The sequence below is a fragment of the Halomonas sp. ND22Bw genome (assembly GCF_003011945.1).
GTDB classification, from domain to species: Bacteria; Pseudomonadota; Gammaproteobacteria; order Pseudomonadales; family Halomonadaceae; genus Halomonas; species Halomonas halophila.
In genome coordinates, this window is sequence record NZ_PXWD01000003.1 from 114353 (window position 1) to 130748 (window position 16396).

Below are 16396 nucleotides of genomic sequence, written 5' to 3' on the forward strand. Positions count from 1 at the left end.
CTCGGTCGGGGGCTTCTTCGTATGTGGGCGTGCGAGCGCTCGGCGGGGTCAGGCACCGGCACGCTCGGCCGGCAGGCCCCAGCAGCGACGCAGCACCAGGGCCGTGGCCACCATCGCGACGGCACCGGTGGCCCCGCCGATCAGGGCGCTGCCGGACAGGCCGGCGACGAAGAACGCCAGGATGCCGGCCAGGCCCGCGGTGATCGCATAAGGCAGCTGGGTGCGCACGTGATCGATGTGGTCGCAGGACGACCCCGCCGAGGACAGGATGGTGGTGTCCGAGATCGGCGAGCAGTGATCGCCGAAGATGCCGCCGCTGAGCACCGCCGCGATGGCCAGCGCCAGCGGCAGGTCCATGGCCATGGCCACCGGCATGGCGATGGGGATCAGGATGGCGAAGGTGCCGTAGGAGGTGCCGGTGGTGAAGGCCACCAGGGCGCCGATCAGGAACAGCAGCACCGGCACCAGGCTCGGCGCGATGCTGGCCTCGGCCAGGGTCACCAGGTAGTCGGCGGTGCCGAGCTCGGTGGTCACGCTGCCGATCGACCAGGCCAGGGTGAGGATGATGTAGACCAGGGTCATGCTCTTGATGCCGTCGACCACGATCTCCATCGCCTCGCGGAAGTCGAACAGCTTCTGGGCCATGCCCATGACGAGCCCCACGGCCACCGCCACGAAGGTGGCGATCAGGATCGACTGGCCGCCGTCGGCTTCGCCCACGGCAGTGACCAGATCGTTCTCGGGGTAGCCTCCGGTCCACAGGAAGAGCGGGGGAATCATCCCCACCAGCACGCCGATCGGCACCAGCATGTTGCGCTTGCGGGCCTGGTGTTCCGGCACCGAGACCATCTCCTCGACCTCGTGGCCGGAAGGCGGGTTGGCGCCCTCGGCCATCACCTCGCCGGTGGTACGAGCGCGCTGCTCGGCCCGGGCCATCGGGCCGTAATCGCCCTGGGTGACGACCAGGAAGACGATCAGCCCCAGCGCCAGCCAGGCGTAGAAGTTGAGCGGGATCGACGACAGGTAGATCAGGTACTCGGAGCCCTCGAGCCCCATGGTCGTCAGCTGGGTGCCGATCAGGCCCATCACGAACACCACCCAGGTGGAGACCGGCCCCAGCAGGCACATCGGCGCCGAGGTGGAGTCCACGATATAGGCCAGCTTCTCGCGGGACACCCGCAGCCGGTCGGTGATCGGCCGCATCACGCTGCCCACGGTCAGGGCGTTGAAGTAGTCCTCGAAGAAGATCAGCACGCCCAGCCCGAGGGTGGCGCCCTGGGCGCCGCGCCGGGAGGCGACCCGGGCGGAGATCGCGCGGGCGATCGCCTGGGCGCCGCCGGTGCGCTGCAGCACGCCGATCAGCACGCCGAACAGGCCACAGTAGATCAGCACCGTGACGCTCCATTCGTCGCCGACGCTGGGAATGATGAAGTCGCCGAAGCTGTTGTAGAGGCCGGCCGCGGGGTTGCCGCCCGCCAGCATGGTGGCGCCCAGCCAGACACCACAGAACAACGCCGGAATGACGTTGCGCGTCACCAGCGCCAGCAGGATGGCCAGCACGGGCGGCAGGAGGGAAAAGGCTCCGAATGACATCAGGGGAATCTCCGGGATCGTCGTGTCGCTCGCCGCGGTCACGGCGAGGCGCCGCGCATCCTAGGGGGCGCGGGACGATCCGGCAAGCACGATCTCGCCTCCCGGCCGATGCACGAAGCCCCCGACCGAGGCCGAGGGCTTGTGGTGATGGTGCCTGGTGAGGTGCGTGCGATCAGGCGGCGGCGCGGGCCTTGCGGATGCGTTCGTAGGCGTTGCCGATCTCGCTGGTGCGCTCCTTGGCCACCTCGCGCATGCTCTCCGGCATGCCCTTGGCGGCGAGCTTGTCGGGGTGGTTCTCGCTCATCAGACGGCGATAGGCCTTCTTGATCTCGGCATCGCTGGCCTCGGCCGACACGCCCAGCACCTGGTAGGCCTCCTCGAGGGTCGGCCCGGACTCGGCCGCGGCGCCGGCGCCACCGCCGCCGCGGAGCATCGCCTCGATGCGGGCGATCTCCTCCTCGGAGCAGCCCAGGCCGCGCATCACCCGCATCAGCATCTCGTGCTCGGCGGGGTGCATCTGGCCGTCGGCGGCGACCGCCGCCAGCTGCACCTGCAGGAACACCTGACGCAGCGCCGGCTGGGCGCCGACGATGCGGCGCACCTTGGCCAGCTCCGCGTCCAGATCGAAGTCCGCCGCCTTGCCGCGGGTGAAGTCGGCCCGGGCCTTGGCGCGCTGCTGCTCGTTGAGGCGCAGGCGGTCCCACAGGGTGCGCGAGGCCTCGAGCTCGTCCTCGGAGACCCGGCCGTCGGCCTTGCACAGGCAGCCCATGACCGCGAAGGTCGACTCGAGGAACTGCGCCTGGATGCCGGCCAGCTTGCCGAGCATGCTCTTGCGCAGGCGGCGCGCCAGCCAGTAGCCCAGGCCGCCGCCGACCAGCAGCCCGATGGGGCCGCCGACCAGGAAGCCCAGCAGGGCGCCGATGAAGATCATCATTCTCATGGGGCTTCTCCCGATTCGGTCGCATCGCCCGCCAGCCGGCGGCGAATCGACGCCTCGATGCCGTCGGCGTCGAGGCCGCACTCGGCCAGCAGCTCGGCGGGCTTGCCGTGTTCGACGAAGGCGTCGGGCAGCCCCAGGTTGAGCACCGGCACACGCTGGCCCTCCGCCATCAGCAGTTCATTGACGCCGCTGCCGGCGCCACCGGCGACCACGTTCTCTTCCAGGGTCACCAGCAGGTCGTGCTCGGCCGCGGCGGCCAGCACCGCATCGCGGTCCAGCGGCTTCACCGAGCGCATGTTCAGGTGGGTGGCGTCGAGTCGCTCGGCCACCTCGGCGGCGGGGCCGTTGAGGCTGCCGAAGGCCAGCAGGGCGATCTTCGGGCCTTCGCCGCCGGCGTGCCGCCGGGGCTCGGCCTCGCCGATGGCGAGCGGCGCCAGGTGCTCGGGCATCTCGCTGCCCGGGCCGGTGCCGCGCGGGTAGCGCACCGCCGCGGGGCCGTCGTGATGGTAGGCGGCACTGAGCATGGCCCGGCACTCGGCCTCGTCGGCCGGCGCCAGCACCACCAGGCCCGGCACGCAGCGCAGGAAGGACAGGTCCATGGCGCCGTGGTGGGTCGGGCCGTCCTCGCCGACCAGGCCGGCGCGGTCGATGGCGAAGGTCACGTCCAGGTCCTGCACCGCCACGTCGTGGATCAGCTGGTCATAGCCGCGCTGCAGGAAGGTGGAGTAGATCGCCACCACCGGCTTCATGGCCTCGCAGGCCATGCCGGCGGCCAGCGTCACCGCGTGCTGCTCGGCGATCGCCACGTCGAAGTAGCGCTCCGGGTATTCCTGGGAGAAGCGGATCAGGTCGGAGCCCTCGCGCATCGCCGGGGTGATGCCGATCAGCCGCTCGTCCGCCGCCGCCATGTCGCACAGCCAGTCGCCGAAGACGTTGCAATACTTGCGCGGCTTCGGGCGCTCTGAATCGTTGCGCGGCTTGGGTGAGGGCGCGGGCGCCGGCTTGAGCGGCGGCGGGGTGTCCTTCTTCTCCGGCTCGCCCTTCTCCAGCTTGGTGATGGCGTGGTAGCCGATGGGGTCGGCCTCGGCGGGCAGGAAGCCGCGGCCCTTGCGGGTCTTCACGTGCAGGAACTGCGGGCCGTCCATGTCGCGCATGTTGCGCAGGGTGTGGACCAGCGCCGGCAGGTCGTGGCCGTCGATGGGGCCGATATAGTTGAAGCCCATCTCCTCGAACAGCGTGGCCGGGCTGACCATGCCCTTCATGTGCTCCTCGGTGCGCCGCGCCAGCTCCAGGGCGCCGGGCAGGTGCGAGAGCACCTTCTTGCCGCCCTCGCGCATGCTGGTGTAGGGCTTGCTGGCGAGGATGCGCGCCAGGTAGCTGGCCAGGCCGCCGACGTTCTCGGAGATCGACATCTCGTTGTCGTTGAGCACCACCAGCAGATTGGCGTCGACGTGGCCGGCGTGTGCCAGGGCCTCGAAGGCCATGCCGGCGGTCAGGGCGCCGTCGCCGATCACCGCGCAGGCGCGGCGGTTCTCGCCGCGGGCCCGGGACGCCAGCGCCATGCCCAGCGCCGCGGAGATCGAGGTGCTGGAGTGGCCGACACCGAAGGTGTCGTACTCGGACTCGGCGCGCCGCGGGAAGGCGGCCAGCCCGCCGTACTGGCGGATGCCGGTCATCGCCTCGCGGCGCCCGGTGAGGATCTTGTGCGGATAGGCCTGGTGGCCGACGTCCCACACCAGCCGGTCGTGGGGCGTTTCCAGGGCATGATGCAGCGCCACGGTGAGCTCCACGACGCCGAGACCGGCGCCGAAGTGGCCGCCCGAGACGCCCACGCTGTAGAGCAGGTAGGCGCGCAGTTCGTCGGCCACCCGGGCGAGCTGGGCGTCGTCCATGGCACGCAGGGCGGCCGGCGTTTCCAGGGTGTCGAGCAGCGGCGTGGCCGGGCGCTCGCGCGGAATGTCATCGAACAGCTTCATGAAGACTCTATCTGTCAGGGCGGCCGGGGGCCGCCTCAGTGGTCACGCTCGATCATGTATCGGGCCAGCTCGGCCAGGGGCGCGGCGGCGTCGCCCAGCGGCGCCAGCGCCGCCACGCCTTCCTCGACCAGCTCATCGGCCCGGGCGCGGGCGCCCTCGAGGCCCAGCAGGCTCGGGTAGGTGGGCTTGTCGCGGGCGGCGTCTGCGCCGGAGGCCTTGCCCAGGGTAGCGGTATCGCCGGTGACGTCGAGCACGTCGTCGTGGACCTGGAAGGCCAGGCCGATGGCCTCGGCGTAGCGCTCCAGGGCGGCCAGCCGGGGATCGTCCTCGGTCACCGCGACCAGCCCCCCCAGGCGCACCGCGGCGCGGATCAACGCGCCGGTCTTGTGGCGATGCATGGTGGCCAGCGCGGTGACGTCAGGGTGGCCGCCCACCGCGGCCAGGTCCAGCGCCTGGCCGGCGACCATGCCGTCGCGGCCGGCGGCGTGGGCCAGGGTGGCGATCATCGCCGGCAGCCGCGGATGGGCGGTCTCGGCCAGCACCTCGAAGGCCAGCGCCTGGAGGGCGTCGCCGGCGAGGATCGCCGTGGCCTCGTCATAGGCGCGATGCACCGTGGGCTGGCCACGGCGCAGGTCGTCGTCGTCCATCGCCGGCAGGTCGTCGTGGACCAGCGAGTAGGCGTGGATCAGCTCCAGGGCCGCGGCCGGGGCGTCCAGCTCGGCATCGGCGGCGCCCAGGGCGCGGCCGGCGGCGTAGACCAGCACCGGCCGCAGCCGCTTGCCGCCGACCAGCACGCCGTGGCGCATCGCCGCCTCGAGGCGGGCATCGGCGACCGTCGGGCGGGCGAAGAGCGTCTCCAGGCGGGCATCGGCCCGTGCGCGATCGGCGGCCAGTCGCGCCACCAGGGTGTCAGCGTTCACCATCGTCCTCCGCGGGCGGGGCGAAGGGCTGCAAGTCGATGCCGCCGCCCTCGCCTTCGGTCAGGGTGCGCACCTTGAGTTCGGCCTCGTCGAGGCGGCGCTGGGCGTCACGGGTCAGGCGCACGCCTTGCTCGAAGGCGTCCAGCGAACCCTCCAGCGTCAGTTCGCCGGACTCCAGCCGCTCCACCAGCGCCTCCAGGCGCTCGACGGTCGCGGCGAAGTCTGCCGGCGCGGACTCGTCGCTGGTCCGGCCATCGGCCTCGTCCGGGGGACGGCTTTGCTGTTCCGCCATGGCTTTCCTCGTCGGTCGCTCCCACCATGAGGGCGACAGTATACACGCTCCCCCCCGGGGGTCGTCTGCCCCGCGCATCCCGGCCGACGGTCCCGCTGCGCGCCTCATCATGCACGTGGCTCAAGTCGGCGACGCAGCATTTTCATCCTGGGATTTCCGCGCTGTGGTAGCATGAGCCACCTCATTTCGAGCCGACAGCGGTTCAGGCTACCGCCCTTCCGGAGGGCTCCAGCACCGGCCTGAGCGGCATGCGGCGCGCACCGTAGAAGGGTTGATTCGACCATGGCCAAGACGTCCCTGGACAAGAGCAAGATCAAGATCCTGCTGCTCGAGGGCATCCACCAGAGCGCGGTGGACCACTTCCTCAACGCCGGGTACACCAACATCGAGCACCTGCCGACCTCGCTGGACGAGGAAACGCTGATCGAGAAGATCCGCGACGTCCACTTCATCGGCCTCCGCTCTCGTACCCAGCTCAACGAGCGCGTGTTCAGCGCCGCCGAGAAACTGGTGGCCGTGGGCTGCTTCTGCATCGGCACCAACCAGGTCGACCTGGACGCGGCCCTGGTGCGTGGCATCCCGGTCTTCAATGCGCCCTACTCCAACACCCGCTCGGTGGCCGAGCTGGTACTGGCCGAATCGATCATGCTGCTGCGCGGCATCCCCGAGAAGAGCACCCGTGCCCACGAGGGCGGCTGGCTGAAGTCGGCCAAGAATTCCCACGAGGCCCGCGGCAAGGTGCTCGGCATCGTCGGCTACGGCAGCATCGGCGCCCAGCTCTCGGTGCTGGCCGAATCGCTCGGCTTCGACGTCATCTACTACGACGTGGTGACCAAGCTGGGCATGGGCAACGCCCGCCAGGTGGGTAGCCTCGAGGAGCTGCTGGCCCGCGCCGACATCGTCAGCCTGCACGTGCCGGACCTGCCCTCCACCCGCTGGATGATCGGCGAGGAGCAGATCGCGCTGATGAAGCCGGGCAGCATCCTGATCAACGCCTCCCGCGGCAGCGTGGTGGTGATCGAGGCGCTGGCCGAGGCGCTCCGCGCCGGCCGCCTCAACGGCGCCGCCGTGGACGTCTTCCCGGTCGAGCCCAAGGGCAACAACGAGGAGTTCGTCAGCCCGCTGCGCGGCCTGGCCAACGTCATCCTCACTCCGCACATCGGCGGCTCCACCCTGGAGGCCCAGGAGAACATCGGCATCGAGGTCGCCGAGAAGCTGGTGACCTACTCCGACAACGGCACCACCATCACCTCGGTCAACTTCCCCGAGGTGGCGCTGCCCTCGCACCCGGGCAAGCATCGCCTGCTGCACATCCACGACAACGTGCCGGGCGTGATGTCCGAGATCAACAAGGTGCTGTCCGAGAACGACATCAACATCCTCGGCCAGTACCTGCAGACCAACGATCGCATCGGCTACGTGGTGATCGACGTCAACAAGGACTACGGCCAGAAGGCGCTGGACGCCCTGAGCCAGGTCGTCCACACCAAGCGCGTGCGGGTGCTCTACTCCGAGACCAGCTTCGAGGGCTGATCGCCCGACAGCCCTCTCGCCCCGCTGACGACCCCGGCCCCGCGCCGGGGTCGTTGCGTCCGGGCTCGGGATGCGCACGCGTCGGCGGAGGGGTAGAATGCCGCCACCCCAACCCGGTCCGTCCTTTGCGAGGACGACAACCAGGAGATCACCATGACCACACCTCAGACCACGGGGGGCATCGTCGTTGCCGCCCTGTACAAGTTCGTCACCCTCGACGACTTCGAAGACCTGCGCGAGCCCCTGCGCCAGGCCATGCTCGAGCACGACGTGAAAGGCACCCTGCTGCTGGCCCGCGAGGGCATCAACGGCACCGTGTCCGGCACCCGCGAGGGCATCGACGCCCTGCTCGCCTGGCTGGCCCGCGACCCGCGCCTGGCCGACGTCGATCACAAGGAATCCTTCTGCGACGAGCACCCCTTCTACCGCACCAAGGTCAAGCTCAAGCGCGAGATCGTGACCATGGGCGTGCCCGGCGTCGATCCCAACGACACCGTCGGCACCTACGTCGATCCCGAGGAATGGAACGCGGTGATCAATGATCCCGAGGTGCTGGTGATCGACACCCGCAACGACTACGAGGTCGCCATCGGCTCCTTCGAGGGCGCCGTCGACCCGCAGACCAAGTCGTTCCGCGAATTTCCGGAGTACGTGAAGGCGCACTACGACCCCAGCCGCCACAAGAAGGTGGCGATGTTCTGCACCGGCGGCATCCGCTGCGAGAAGGCCTCCAGCTTCATGCTCAACGAGGGCTTCGAGGAGGTCTTCCACCTCAAGGGGGGCATCCTCAACTACCTGGAGAAGGTACCCGAGGACCAATCGATGTGGCGCGGCGACTGCTTCGTGTTCGACAACCGCGTGACCGTGCGCCACGACCTCAGCGAGGGCGAGTACGACCAGTGCCACGCCTGCCGCATGCCGATCTCCGCCGAGGACCAGCAGGCCGAGACCTACGAGCCCGGCGTCAGCTGCCCGCACTGCTTCGACTCGCTGCCGGAGAAGACCCGCGCCGCCGCCCGCGAGCGCCAGAAACAGATCCGCCTGGCTAAGGAACGCGGCGAGCCGCATCCGCTGGGCCGCGATCCGAGGCAGATGAAGCCGGCAGCCCGGCCGACCGCCGACGACACCCACTGAGCCGTCACGGCGCCCCGGGCGCCGTCGGCCTTGCCCCTCGCCACCGCCGCGTCCTCGACGCGGCGGTTTTGTTGGCCGGGCGAAAACGCCCGGCTCCGTTAGACTTTCTAAGACTTTCGTCGTGAGACGGGCTCGACAGCGCCCCAGGTTGTACACAATACTGTTCAGGCATGCGACACAAGCGCCGTACACAACACAACAAAGGCACCTGAACCAAGACTCCGCGCCGATGCCTGACGGGGCTTGGGTAACCCTTTGTTGTCCACCGCACCCTCGGGAGGACAACATGACCGCCAATGCCCAGACCCTGTGGATTCGCCACCCGCGTGCCTGCAGCGATCCCGCCGCCGCCGGCGGGGTGGTGATCCGCGATGAGCGCATCGTCGAGGCCGTGCCGGCGGGCGCCACGCCCGCCATGCCGATCGATGCCAGCTTCGACGCCTCGCAGCAAGTGCTGCTGCCCGGCCTGGTGAACACCCACCACCACTTCTATCAGACCCTGACTCGCGCCTATTCGCCGGCGCTGAACAAGGAACTGTTCCCCTGGCTGACGACGCTCTACGACGTCTGGGCCAACCTCACCGAGGAGCAGCTGGAAGTCGCCAGCGAGCTGGCCATGGTCGAGCTGCTGATGAGCGGCTGCACCACCGTGGCCGACCACCACTACGTGTTCTCCGGCGCGCTTGAACACGCCATCGACGTTCAGGTGGCGACCGCCCGCCGGCTCGGCGTGCGCGCCGCCCTGACCCGAGGCTCGATGAGCGTGGGCCGCGACGACGGCGGCCTGCCGCCGCAGTCGGTGGTGCAGGACGAGCGCACCATCCTCGACGAGAGCGCGCGGCTGATCGACGCCTATCATCAGCGCGGCGACGGCGCCATGACCACCATCGCCCTGGCGCCGTGCTCGCCGTTCTCGGTGAGCCGCGAGCTGATGCAGGAGAGCGCGCGGCTGGCCGAGGCCAGGGACGTGCGACTGCACACCCACCTGGCCGAGACCGAGGACGAGACCGCCTACTGCGAGCGGCTGTTCGGCATGCGCCCGCTGGACTATCTGGAGGCCACCGGCTGGCTCTCGTCGCGCACCTGGCTGGCCCACGGCATCCACTTCGACGGCGGCGAGATCGCCCGGCTCGGCGCCGCCGGCACCGGCATCGCCCACTGCCCGTCGTCGAACATGGTGCTGGGCTCGGGGCTGTGCCGCACCCTGGAGCTGGAGGCCGCCGGCTGCCCGGTGGGCCTGGCGGTGGACGGCTCGGCCTCCAACGACCATTCCAACCTCGCCGAGGAGATGCGCCAGGCGCTGCTGCTCGGCCGGCTGCGCTACGCGCCGAGCGAGGTCAGCCACGATGACGTGATCCGCTGGGCGACCCGCGGCTCGGCCGGCTGCCTGGGCCGCGACGACATCGGCGGCCTGGCGCCCGGCCAGCAGGCCGACCTGGCGCTGTTCCGCCTCGACGAGGCCCGCTTCTCCGGCGCCGAGAATCCCGTCGCCGCCCTGCTGCTGTGCGGCGCCCACCGCGCCGACCGGGTGATGGTCGCCGGCCGGTGGCGGGTGGCCGAGGGCCAGCCACTGGGCGTCGACCTCGCCGACCTGATGGCCCGCCACGACCGCGCGGCCCGGGCGCTGAGGGCGTAGCGAACGGTAACCAGTAAAGCGACAGGACACATCACAGGGTTTCCGCTTCAACAACGACAACAGGAGCCACCACCATGTCGACCCCCGAGACCGCCGGCGAGGCGGCTACACCACGGGTGCGCAGCACCCACGACGTCAATGCCATGCCGCCCCTGCGCCGGGCCATCCCGCTGGGGCTGCAGCACGTGCTGGCGATGTTCGTCGGCAACGTCACCGTGCCGATCATCATCGCCGGCGCCGCCGACCTGCCTGAGGACCAGACCGCCTTCATGATTCAGGCGGCGATGTTCGTGGCCGGCATCGCGACCCTGGTGCAGTCGCTGGGGCTGGGGCCGATCGGCGCCCGCCTGCCGATCGTCATGGGCACCAGCTTCGGCTTCGTGCCGGTGCTGATTCCCATCGCCGTGGGCATGGGCCTGCCGGCGGCGCTCGGTGCGGCGCTGTGTGGCGGCATCGCCATGGCGCTGGTGGGGCTCTTTTTGCCCTGGTTCCGCTTCCTGTTCCCGCCGGTGGTCACCGGCACCTTCGTGATCATGCTCGGCACCCTGCTGATGCCGGTGGGCTTCGCCTACGCCGGCGGCGGCTTCGGTGCCGAAGACTTCGGCGCCCTGCACAACCTGCTGCTGGCGGCGCTGGTGCTGCTGGTCACCCTGGGGCTGCACCAGTTCGGCCGCGGCATCTGGTCCGAGGCCGCGCCGCTGATCGGCCTGGTCGCGGGCTACGTGACGGCCACCGTCTTCGGCCTGGTGGACGTCGGCCAGATCGCCTCGGCGGACTGGGTCTCGCTGCCCATGCCGCTGACCATCGGCCTGGAGTTCCACCTGGCCGCCATCCTGCCGGTGGTGCTGCTGGCGGTGGTGACCTGCGCCGAGTCGATCGGCGACATCGTCGGCACCACCGCCGGGGGCATGGATCGCGAACCGACCCACAAGGAGCTCTCCGGCGGGGTGATGGCCGATGGCCTGGCCAGCGTGTTCGCCGCCGTTTTCAACGCCTTCCCGCAGATCAGCTTCAGCCAGAACGTCGGCATGGTGGCGCTGACCGGCGTGGTCAGCCGCTTCGTGGTGGCCATCGGCGGCGTCTTCCTGGTGCTGGCGGGGCTGCTGCCCAAGCTCGGCGGGGTGATCTCGAGCATTCCCAATGCCGTGCTGGGCGGCGCCGTGCTGATCATGTTCGGCATGATCGCCAGCGCCGGCATCAAGATGCTGTCCCACATCGACTTCAACAAGCGCAACATGGTGATCATCGGCGTCTCGCTGTCGGCGGCCATCGGCCTGCCGGCCCAGGAAGGGCTCTACGCCGGGCTCTCCGACAACGTCCAGGCGATCATCGAGTCCGGGCTGATCCCCGGCGCGCTGTGCGCCATCGTGCTCAACCTGGTGCTGCCCGGCAGCGACCGCGTGTTCCGCAACGACGTCTGACCGCGTTCCCCGCCATTCCACGGCGCACTCCCGGCCGCCTCGCCCGAGGCGGCCGTCTCGTTTGTCCCTTCCGCTCAGGCCGGCGAGTTGGAAACCATTTCCGCTGGCGAGACAGGCCAAGCATGACGCGGTATGCTGCAAGACTACTCGAGCAGTCGCAGCAGGAGATCAGGCAGTGAGTGAAGGCAAGCGCAGAACGGCGGGACGCCCGGCAACCGGCAAGGGCAGCGGCGGTCACAGCCAGTCTCTGGTGCGCGGACTCAACCTGCTGGAGCGCCTGGCGGGCAATCCCGGCGGCCTGGCGCTGTCCGAGATCGCCGAGCAGGCCGACCTCGCCCCCTCCACCACCCATCGGCTGCTCCAGGCCCTGCAGAGCCAGGGCTTCATCACCCAGGACAACGAGCTCGGGCTGTGGAAGATCGACGTCAAGACCTTCCGCATCGGCAACAGCTTCCTCGAGGCCCGCGACTTCGTCGCCGCCAGCCGGCCCTTCCTGCGCCGGCTGACCGCCCAGACCGGCGAGACCGCCAACCTCGGCGTGCGCGACGGCAGCACCGCGGTGTTCCTGGCCCAGAGCGAATCGCCGCAGATGATGCGCATGATCACCCGCCTGGGCTCCCGGGCGCCGCTGCACGCCTCCGGCGTGGGCAAGGCGCTGATGGCCTGGCTGCCCGACGACGAGCTGGAGCGGGTGCTCGACGAACGCGGCCTGGCACGGGTGACCGTCAACACCCTCCACGACCCGGTGACGCTGCGCGAGAGCCTGGCCGAGATCCGCCGCCAGGGCTACGCCTGCGACCGCGAGGAGCACGCCATCGGCCTGCAGTGCGTGGCCGCCTGCATCCACGACGAGCAGGGCACTCCGCTGGCCGCCATCTCGGTCTCCGGCCCCAAGGCGCGGATCCCCGAGGAGCGCCTGGACGAGCTCGGCGCGCAGATCCGCGAGGCCGCCGAGGAAATCACCGCCCGGCTGGGCGGCCGCATTCCCGCCGCCGACGAGCTGCCGGCCTGATCCGCGCCCGGCACCGCCGGGCCTTTCTGCCTACGACTCCAGCTTCGTCAGCTGACTCTCCAGCCGAGCCATCAGCTCGAACAGCTGGCGATACTCCTCGATCGACAGCGGCGCCACCAGCGCCGCCTCCCAGGCCCGCGCCTCGGGAATCAGCGCCGCCAGCAGCGCCTCGCCCGCCGCGGTCAGCCTGAGCTCGTGGCGGCGCTGGTCCTCCGGCGAAGGCCGCCGGCGGATCAGCTCCCGCGCCTCCAGCCCCTGCACCGCCCGCGAGACTCGCGCCTTGTCCATGCGCGTGGCCTCGCGAATCTGCTTGGCGGTCAGCTCCTCGCGATGATGCAGCCAGGCCAGCACCCGCCACTGGGCCACGGTCAGGTCGTGGCGGGTCTCGTAGAGGCGCGCCAGCGCCTGGCTGATGCGATCGGCCAGGTGGTTGAGGCGATAGGGCAGGAACTGGTCGAGGTCGAAGCGTTCCGCGGGGGCGTCATCGGGCGTCATGGGCATCTCGTCGGGGCGGTGTCGGGCGTGCTACCAAGGTCGCGTGATGGTTGCATATGAAACCAATGGGAGCTAGCCTGCCCATATAGTTTCATTTGAAACCATATCCCGCGAGGGCAACACAATGACAACATCGCTCGACCATCAGCCGGGCTTTCGCAACCACTTCGCCAGCGAGGCGCTGCCGGGCGCGCTGCCCGAGGGCCAGAACTCGCCCCAGCGCTGCCCTTACGGCCTCTACGCCGAGCAGCTCTCCGGTTCGGCCTTCACCGCGCCGCGCTCGCACAACCTGCGCAGCTGGCTGTATCGCATCCGCCCCTCGGTGGCCCAGAGCGCCTACGAGCCGCTCGATGCCGGCCGCGTGGCGACCGCGCCGCCGGCGCGCCCCGCCGCCGACCCCAACCAGATGCGCTGGGACCCGCTGCCGCTGCCCGAGACGCCCACCGACTTCCTCGACGGCCTGCTGACCGTCGCCGTCAACGGCGACGCCGCCACCCAGACCGGCTGCGGCGTGCATCTCTACGCCTGCAACCGCGACATGACCGAACGCTTCTTCTATGACGCCGACGGCGAGCTGCTGATCGTGCCCCAGCTCGGCGCCCTGCGGCTGCGCACCGAGTTCGGCGAGCTCGAGATCGGCAACGGCGAGATCGCGGTGATCCCGCGTGGGGTCAAGTTCCAGGTGCGCCTGGCCCAGGGCTGCGAGCAGGCCCGGGGCTACGTCTGCGAGAACTATGGAAGCCCCTTCGAGCTGCCCAGCCTGGGGCCGATCGGCGCCAACGGCCTGGCCAACCCGCGCGACTTCCTGGCCCCGGTGGCCGCCTTTGAAGAGGTCGAGGGCGACATCGAGCTCGTGGCCAAGTTCTCCGGGCGCTTCTGGCGCACCCGGCTCGATCATTCACCGCTGGACGTGGTGGCCTGGCACGGCAACTACGCGCCCTACAAGTACGACCTGGCCAACTTCAACACCGTCAACACGGTGAGCTTCGACCATCCCGACCCGTCGATCTTCACCGTGCTGACCTCGCCGTCGGACACCGCCGGCACCGCCAACCTCGACTTCGTGATCTTCCCGCCGCGCTGGATGGTGGCCGAGGACACCTTCCGCCCGCCCTACTTCCATCGCAACCTGATGAGCGAATTCATGGGCCTGATCCACGGCGAATACGACGCCAAGGCGGAGGGTTTCCTGCCCGGCGGCGCCAGCCTGCACAACGCCATGTCGCCCCACGGCCCCGACGCCGAGACCTTCGACAAGGCCACCCAGGCCGAGCTCGAGCCCCAGTATCAGGGCGACACCCTGGCCTTCATGTTCGAGAGCCGCTACGTCTTCCAGCCCACCGAGACGGCGCTGGCGGCGGACTTCCGCCAGCGCGACTACGTCGACGTGTGGCAGGGGCTGGCCTCGCACTTCGATCCGGACAAGCGCTGAGTTCCGCCGTCGCCAATCCCCCTGACAACGCACTCAACACGACCTCAATAACAGGAACGCCACCATGAAACTCGCCACCCTGAACGTCGGCCGCGACGGCGAACTGATCGTCGTCTCCCGTGATCTGACCCGCGCCGTGCGCGCCACCGACATCGCCGCCACCCTGCAGCAGGCGATCGAGCGCTGGGACGAGCTCGCCCCGCGCCTCGAGGAGCGCTACACGGCGCTCAACGCCGGTCGCGCCGAGGGCGCCTTCGACCTCGACATGGCCGCCCTGCACTCGCCGCTGCCGCGCACCTACCACTGGGCCGACGGCTCCGCCTACCTCAACCACGTGCAGCTGGTACGCCGCGCCCGCGACGCCGAGATGCCCGAGACCTTCTGGACCGACCCGCTGATGTACCAGGGCGGCGGCGACAGCTTCCTGGCGCCCACCGAGGACATCGAGGCGGTCAGCGAGGACCACGGCATCGACTTCGAGGGCGAGCTCGCCGTGATCACCGACGACGTGCCGATGGCGGTGACGCCGGAGCAGGCCGCCGGCCACATCAAGCTGATCATGCTGGTCAACGACGTCAGCCTGCGCGGCCTGATCCCGGGCGAGCTGGCCAAGGGCTTCGGCTTCTTCCAGGCCAAGCCGGCCTCCAGCTTCTCGCCGATCTGCGTGACCCCGGACGAGCTGGGCGAGAGCTGGAAGGACGGCCGCGTCCACCTGCCGCTGACCGTGCACCTCAACGGCGAGAAGTTCGGCGAGCCCGAGGCCGGCCCGGACATGATCTTCGGCTTCCCCGAGCTGGTCGCCCACGCCGCCCGCACCCGCCACCTGGCCGCCGGCGCGGTGATCGGCTCGGGCACCGTCTCCAACCCCGACGCCGACGGCGGCCCCGGCAAGCCGGTCGTCGACGGCGGCGTGGGCTACAGCTGCCTGGCCGAGGTGCGCATGGTCGAGAAGATCCTCCACGGCGAGAGCCGCACCCCCTTCATGCACTTCGGCGACCGGGTGCGCATCGAGATGTTCGACCGCGAGGGCCGGAGCATCTTCGGCGCCATCGACCAGCGGGTCGTGAAGCACGAGGCGAACTGAGGAGGCCGGCCATGACCACGCTCTACGGCTATTTCCGCTCGTCCGCCGCCTATCGGGTGCGCATCGCGCTGAACCTCAAGGGGCTGGCCTACGACCAGGCCCCGATCGACCTGGTGGCCGGCGAGCAGCGCGGCGAAGGCTATCTGGCCGACAATCCCCAGGGGCTGGTGCCGACGCTGGTCACCGACGACGGTCTGCGGCTGACCCAGTCGCTGGCCATCTGCGAGTACCTGGAAGAGGTCCACCCCGAGCCGGCGCTGCTGCCCGAGGCCCCCGCCGAGCGCGCCCGGGTGCGCGCCCTGGCCCAGCTGGTGGCCTGCGAGATGCACCCGCCGAACAACCTGCGGGTGCTCAAGTACCTGACCGGTGAGCTCGGCGTCGACGAGGCCGCCAGGCTTGGCTGGTATCGCCACTGGGTCCATGAGGGCTTCACCGCGCTGGAGGCGATGCTCAGCCGCGAGGCCGGCAGCGGCCAGTTCTGCCACGGCGACGCCCCGACCCTGGCCGACGCCTGCCTGGTGCCCCAGGTGTTCAACGCCGAGCGCTTCGAGTGTGACCTCTCGGCCTACCCACGCATCCGACGCATCGCCGACAATGCCCGTGCCCTCGACGCCTTCCGGCGCGCCGCCCCGGGCGAGCAGCCGGACGCGCGCTGAGCTCGAAATGCGTCAGGGATGAAGGGTGAAGGGCGTCGTTCAGGCGACGCTCTTCTCCATCCTCTCCATCTTCTCCATCCTCTCCATCTTCTCCACTTCCTCACACGCCTCCCCCAGTATCCGCCATGCATCGGCGGCATCCCAGCGTGCGTGACAGCCCCTTGGCAGGAGTGATCGCCGCACCACCAAAGTCTCATTCGCCTAACCGCTTATAAGGAAAGGATAATTTTCCCGATGGCACGCTGAGTCAAGGCGCTGGCAGGCAGGGTCAA

Annotated in this window: 14 protein-coding genes; 8 read left to right on the forward strand and 6 right to left on the reverse strand. The window is 69.9% G+C overall.

The genetic code is table 11. The features are described 5' to 3' along the window. Positions 1 to 48: 48 nt before the first annotated feature. The 5 genes from CVH10_RS05615 to CVH10_RS05635 all read right to left on the reverse strand — a co-directional run bounded on the left by CVH10_RS05615 (position 49) and on the right by CVH10_RS05635 (position 5721). A complete protein-coding gene (locus tag CVH10_RS05615; RefSeq protein WP_035599261.1) occupies positions 49 to 1593 on the reverse strand; it encodes a Na+/H+ antiporter NhaC family protein in 1545 nt (514 codons plus the stop codon). A gap of 172 nt (positions 1594 to 1765) precedes the next feature. After that, positions 1766 to 2533 carry a co-chaperone DjlA gene (gene djlA / locus CVH10_RS05620; RefSeq protein WP_035599263.1) on the reverse strand — a complete coding sequence of 256 codons (768 nt, stop codon included), beginning with the start codon at positions 2531 to 2533 and terminating at the stop codon, positions 1766 to 1768. Continuing rightward, a complete protein-coding gene (gene dxs / locus CVH10_RS05625; RefSeq protein WP_106488056.1) occupies positions 2530 to 4509 on the reverse strand; it encodes a 1-deoxy-D-xylulose-5-phosphate synthase in 1980 nt (659 codons plus the stop codon). The genes djlA and dxs overlap by 4 nt, the downstream gene beginning before the upstream one ends. 35 nt (positions 4510 to 4544) lie before the next feature. Further along, positions 4545 to 5432: a (2E,6E)-farnesyl diphosphate synthase gene (ispA, locus tag CVH10_RS05630; protein ID WP_052052587.1), complete on the reverse strand. Its 888-nt coding sequence runs from the start codon at positions 5430 to 5432 to the stop codon at positions 4545 to 4547. Continuing rightward, positions 5419 to 5721 (reverse strand): exodeoxyribonuclease VII small subunit, encoded by a 303-nt coding sequence (locus tag CVH10_RS05635; protein WP_035599268.1) that lies wholly within the window; start codon positions 5719 to 5721, stop codon positions 5419 to 5421. The genes ispA and CVH10_RS05635 overlap by 14 nt, the downstream gene beginning before the upstream one ends. A 282-nt stretch (positions 5722 to 6003) precedes the next feature. Here CVH10_RS05635 and serA point away from each other — a divergent pair, with 282 nt between their 5' ends. The 5 genes from serA to CVH10_RS05660 all read left to right on the forward strand — a co-directional run bounded on the left by serA (position 6004) and on the right by CVH10_RS05660 (position 12457). Next, positions 6004 to 7254 carry a phosphoglycerate dehydrogenase gene (serA, locus tag CVH10_RS05640; protein WP_106488057.1) on the forward strand — a complete coding sequence of 417 codons (1251 nt, stop codon included), beginning with the start codon at positions 6004 to 6006 and terminating at the stop codon, positions 7252 to 7254. Positions 7255 to 7407: 153 nt separating this feature from the next. Next, positions 7408 to 8388, forward strand: a complete 981-nt coding sequence (locus CVH10_RS05645) for a rhodanese-related sulfurtransferase (RefSeq protein ID WP_106488058.1) — start codon at positions 7408 to 7410, stop codon at positions 8386 to 8388. A 286-nt stretch (positions 8389 to 8674) separates the two neighbouring features. Next, complete coding sequence (locus tag CVH10_RS05650) at positions 8675 to 10024, forward strand: 8-oxoguanine deaminase (protein WP_106488059.1); 1350 nt, start codon at positions 8675 to 8677, stop codon at positions 10022 to 10024. A 74-nt stretch (positions 10025 to 10098) separates the two neighbouring features. Continuing rightward, on the forward strand, positions 10099 to 11445 hold the full coding sequence (locus CVH10_RS05655) for a uracil-xanthine permease family protein (RefSeq protein WP_106488060.1): 1347 nt from the start codon (positions 10099 to 10101) through the stop codon (positions 11443 to 11445). Positions 11446 to 11620: 175 nt separating this feature from the next. Continuing rightward, positions 11621 to 12457: an IclR family transcriptional regulator gene (locus tag CVH10_RS05660; RefSeq protein ID WP_035599279.1), complete on the forward strand. Its 837-nt coding sequence runs from the start codon at positions 11621 to 11623 to the stop codon at positions 12455 to 12457. A gap of 30 nt (positions 12458 to 12487) precedes the next feature. On the opposite strand, the gene CVH10_RS05665 is transcribed toward CVH10_RS05660, so the two are convergent. After that, positions 12488 to 12952 carry a MarR family winged helix-turn-helix transcriptional regulator gene (locus CVH10_RS05665; protein WP_035599282.1) on the reverse strand — a complete coding sequence of 155 codons (465 nt, stop codon included), beginning with the start codon at positions 12950 to 12952 and terminating at the stop codon, positions 12488 to 12490. Positions 12953 to 13076: 124 nt separating this feature from the next. Here CVH10_RS05665 and hmgA point away from each other — a divergent pair, with 124 nt between their 5' ends. The 3 genes from hmgA to maiA all read left to right on the forward strand — a co-directional run bounded on the left by hmgA (position 13077) and on the right by maiA (position 16124). Beyond that, entirely contained in the window at positions 13077 to 14384 is a 1308-nt protein-coding gene (gene hmgA / locus CVH10_RS05670; protein ID WP_106488061.1) for a homogentisate 1,2-dioxygenase, read from the forward strand. Between the two features lie 64 nt (positions 14385 to 14448). Beyond that, positions 14449 to 15468 (forward strand): fumarylacetoacetate hydrolase family protein, encoded by a 1020-nt coding sequence (locus CVH10_RS05675; protein WP_106488062.1) that lies wholly within the window; start codon positions 14449 to 14451, stop codon positions 15466 to 15468. 11 nt (positions 15469 to 15479) lie between these two features. Next, the gene (gene maiA, locus CVH10_RS05680) at positions 15480 to 16124 is read left to right on the forward strand and encodes a maleylacetoacetate isomerase (protein WP_106488063.1); all 645 of its coding nucleotides are present in this window, start codon (positions 15480 to 15482) and stop codon (positions 16122 to 16124) included. Positions 16125 to 16396: the final 272 nt, after the last annotated feature.

What these genes read in the sequence shown, in the direction of transcription:
- CVH10_RS05615 (WP_035599261.1), bottom strand. Translation starts at nt 1,593, where the DNA reads ATGTCATTCGGAGCCTTTTCCCTCCTGCCGCCCGTGCTGGCCATCCTG.
- djlA (WP_035599263.1), bottom strand. Translation starts at nt 2,533, where the DNA reads ATGAGAATGATGATCTTCATCGGCGCCCTGCTGGGCTTCCTGGTCGGC.
- dxs (WP_106488056.1), bottom strand. Translation starts at nt 4,509, where the DNA reads ATGAAGCTGTTCGATGACATTCCGCGCGAGCGCCCGGCCACGCCGCTG.
- ispA (WP_052052587.1), bottom strand. Translation starts at nt 5,432, where the DNA reads ATGGTGAACGCTGACACCCTGGTGGCGCGACTGGCCGCCGATCGCGCA.
- CVH10_RS05635 (WP_035599268.1), bottom strand. Translation starts at nt 5,721, where the DNA reads ATGGCGGAACAGCAAAGCCGTCCCCCGGACGAGGCCGATGGCCGGACC.
- serA (WP_106488057.1), top strand. Translation starts at nt 6,004, where the DNA reads ATGGCCAAGACGTCCCTGGACAAGAGCAAGATCAAGATCCTGCTGCTC.
- CVH10_RS05645 (WP_106488058.1), top strand. Translation starts at nt 7,408, where the DNA reads ATGACCACACCTCAGACCACGGGGGGCATCGTCGTTGCCGCCCTGTAC.
- CVH10_RS05650 (WP_106488059.1), top strand. Translation starts at nt 8,675, where the DNA reads ATGACCGCCAATGCCCAGACCCTGTGGATTCGCCACCCGCGTGCCTGC.
- CVH10_RS05655 (WP_106488060.1), top strand. Translation starts at nt 10,099, where the DNA reads ATGTCGACCCCCGAGACCGCCGGCGAGGCGGCTACACCACGGGTGCGC.
- CVH10_RS05665 (WP_035599282.1), bottom strand. Translation starts at nt 12,952, where the DNA reads ATGACGCCCGATGACGCCCCCGCGGAACGCTTCGACCTCGACCAGTTC.
- hmgA (WP_106488061.1), top strand. Translation starts at nt 13,077, where the DNA reads ATGACAACATCGCTCGACCATCAGCCGGGCTTTCGCAACCACTTCGCC.
- CVH10_RS05675 (WP_106488062.1), top strand. Translation starts at nt 14,449, where the DNA reads ATGAAACTCGCCACCCTGAACGTCGGCCGCGACGGCGAACTGATCGTC.
- maiA (WP_106488063.1), top strand. Translation starts at nt 15,480, where the DNA reads ATGACCACGCTCTACGGCTATTTCCGCTCGTCCGCCGCCTATCGGGTG.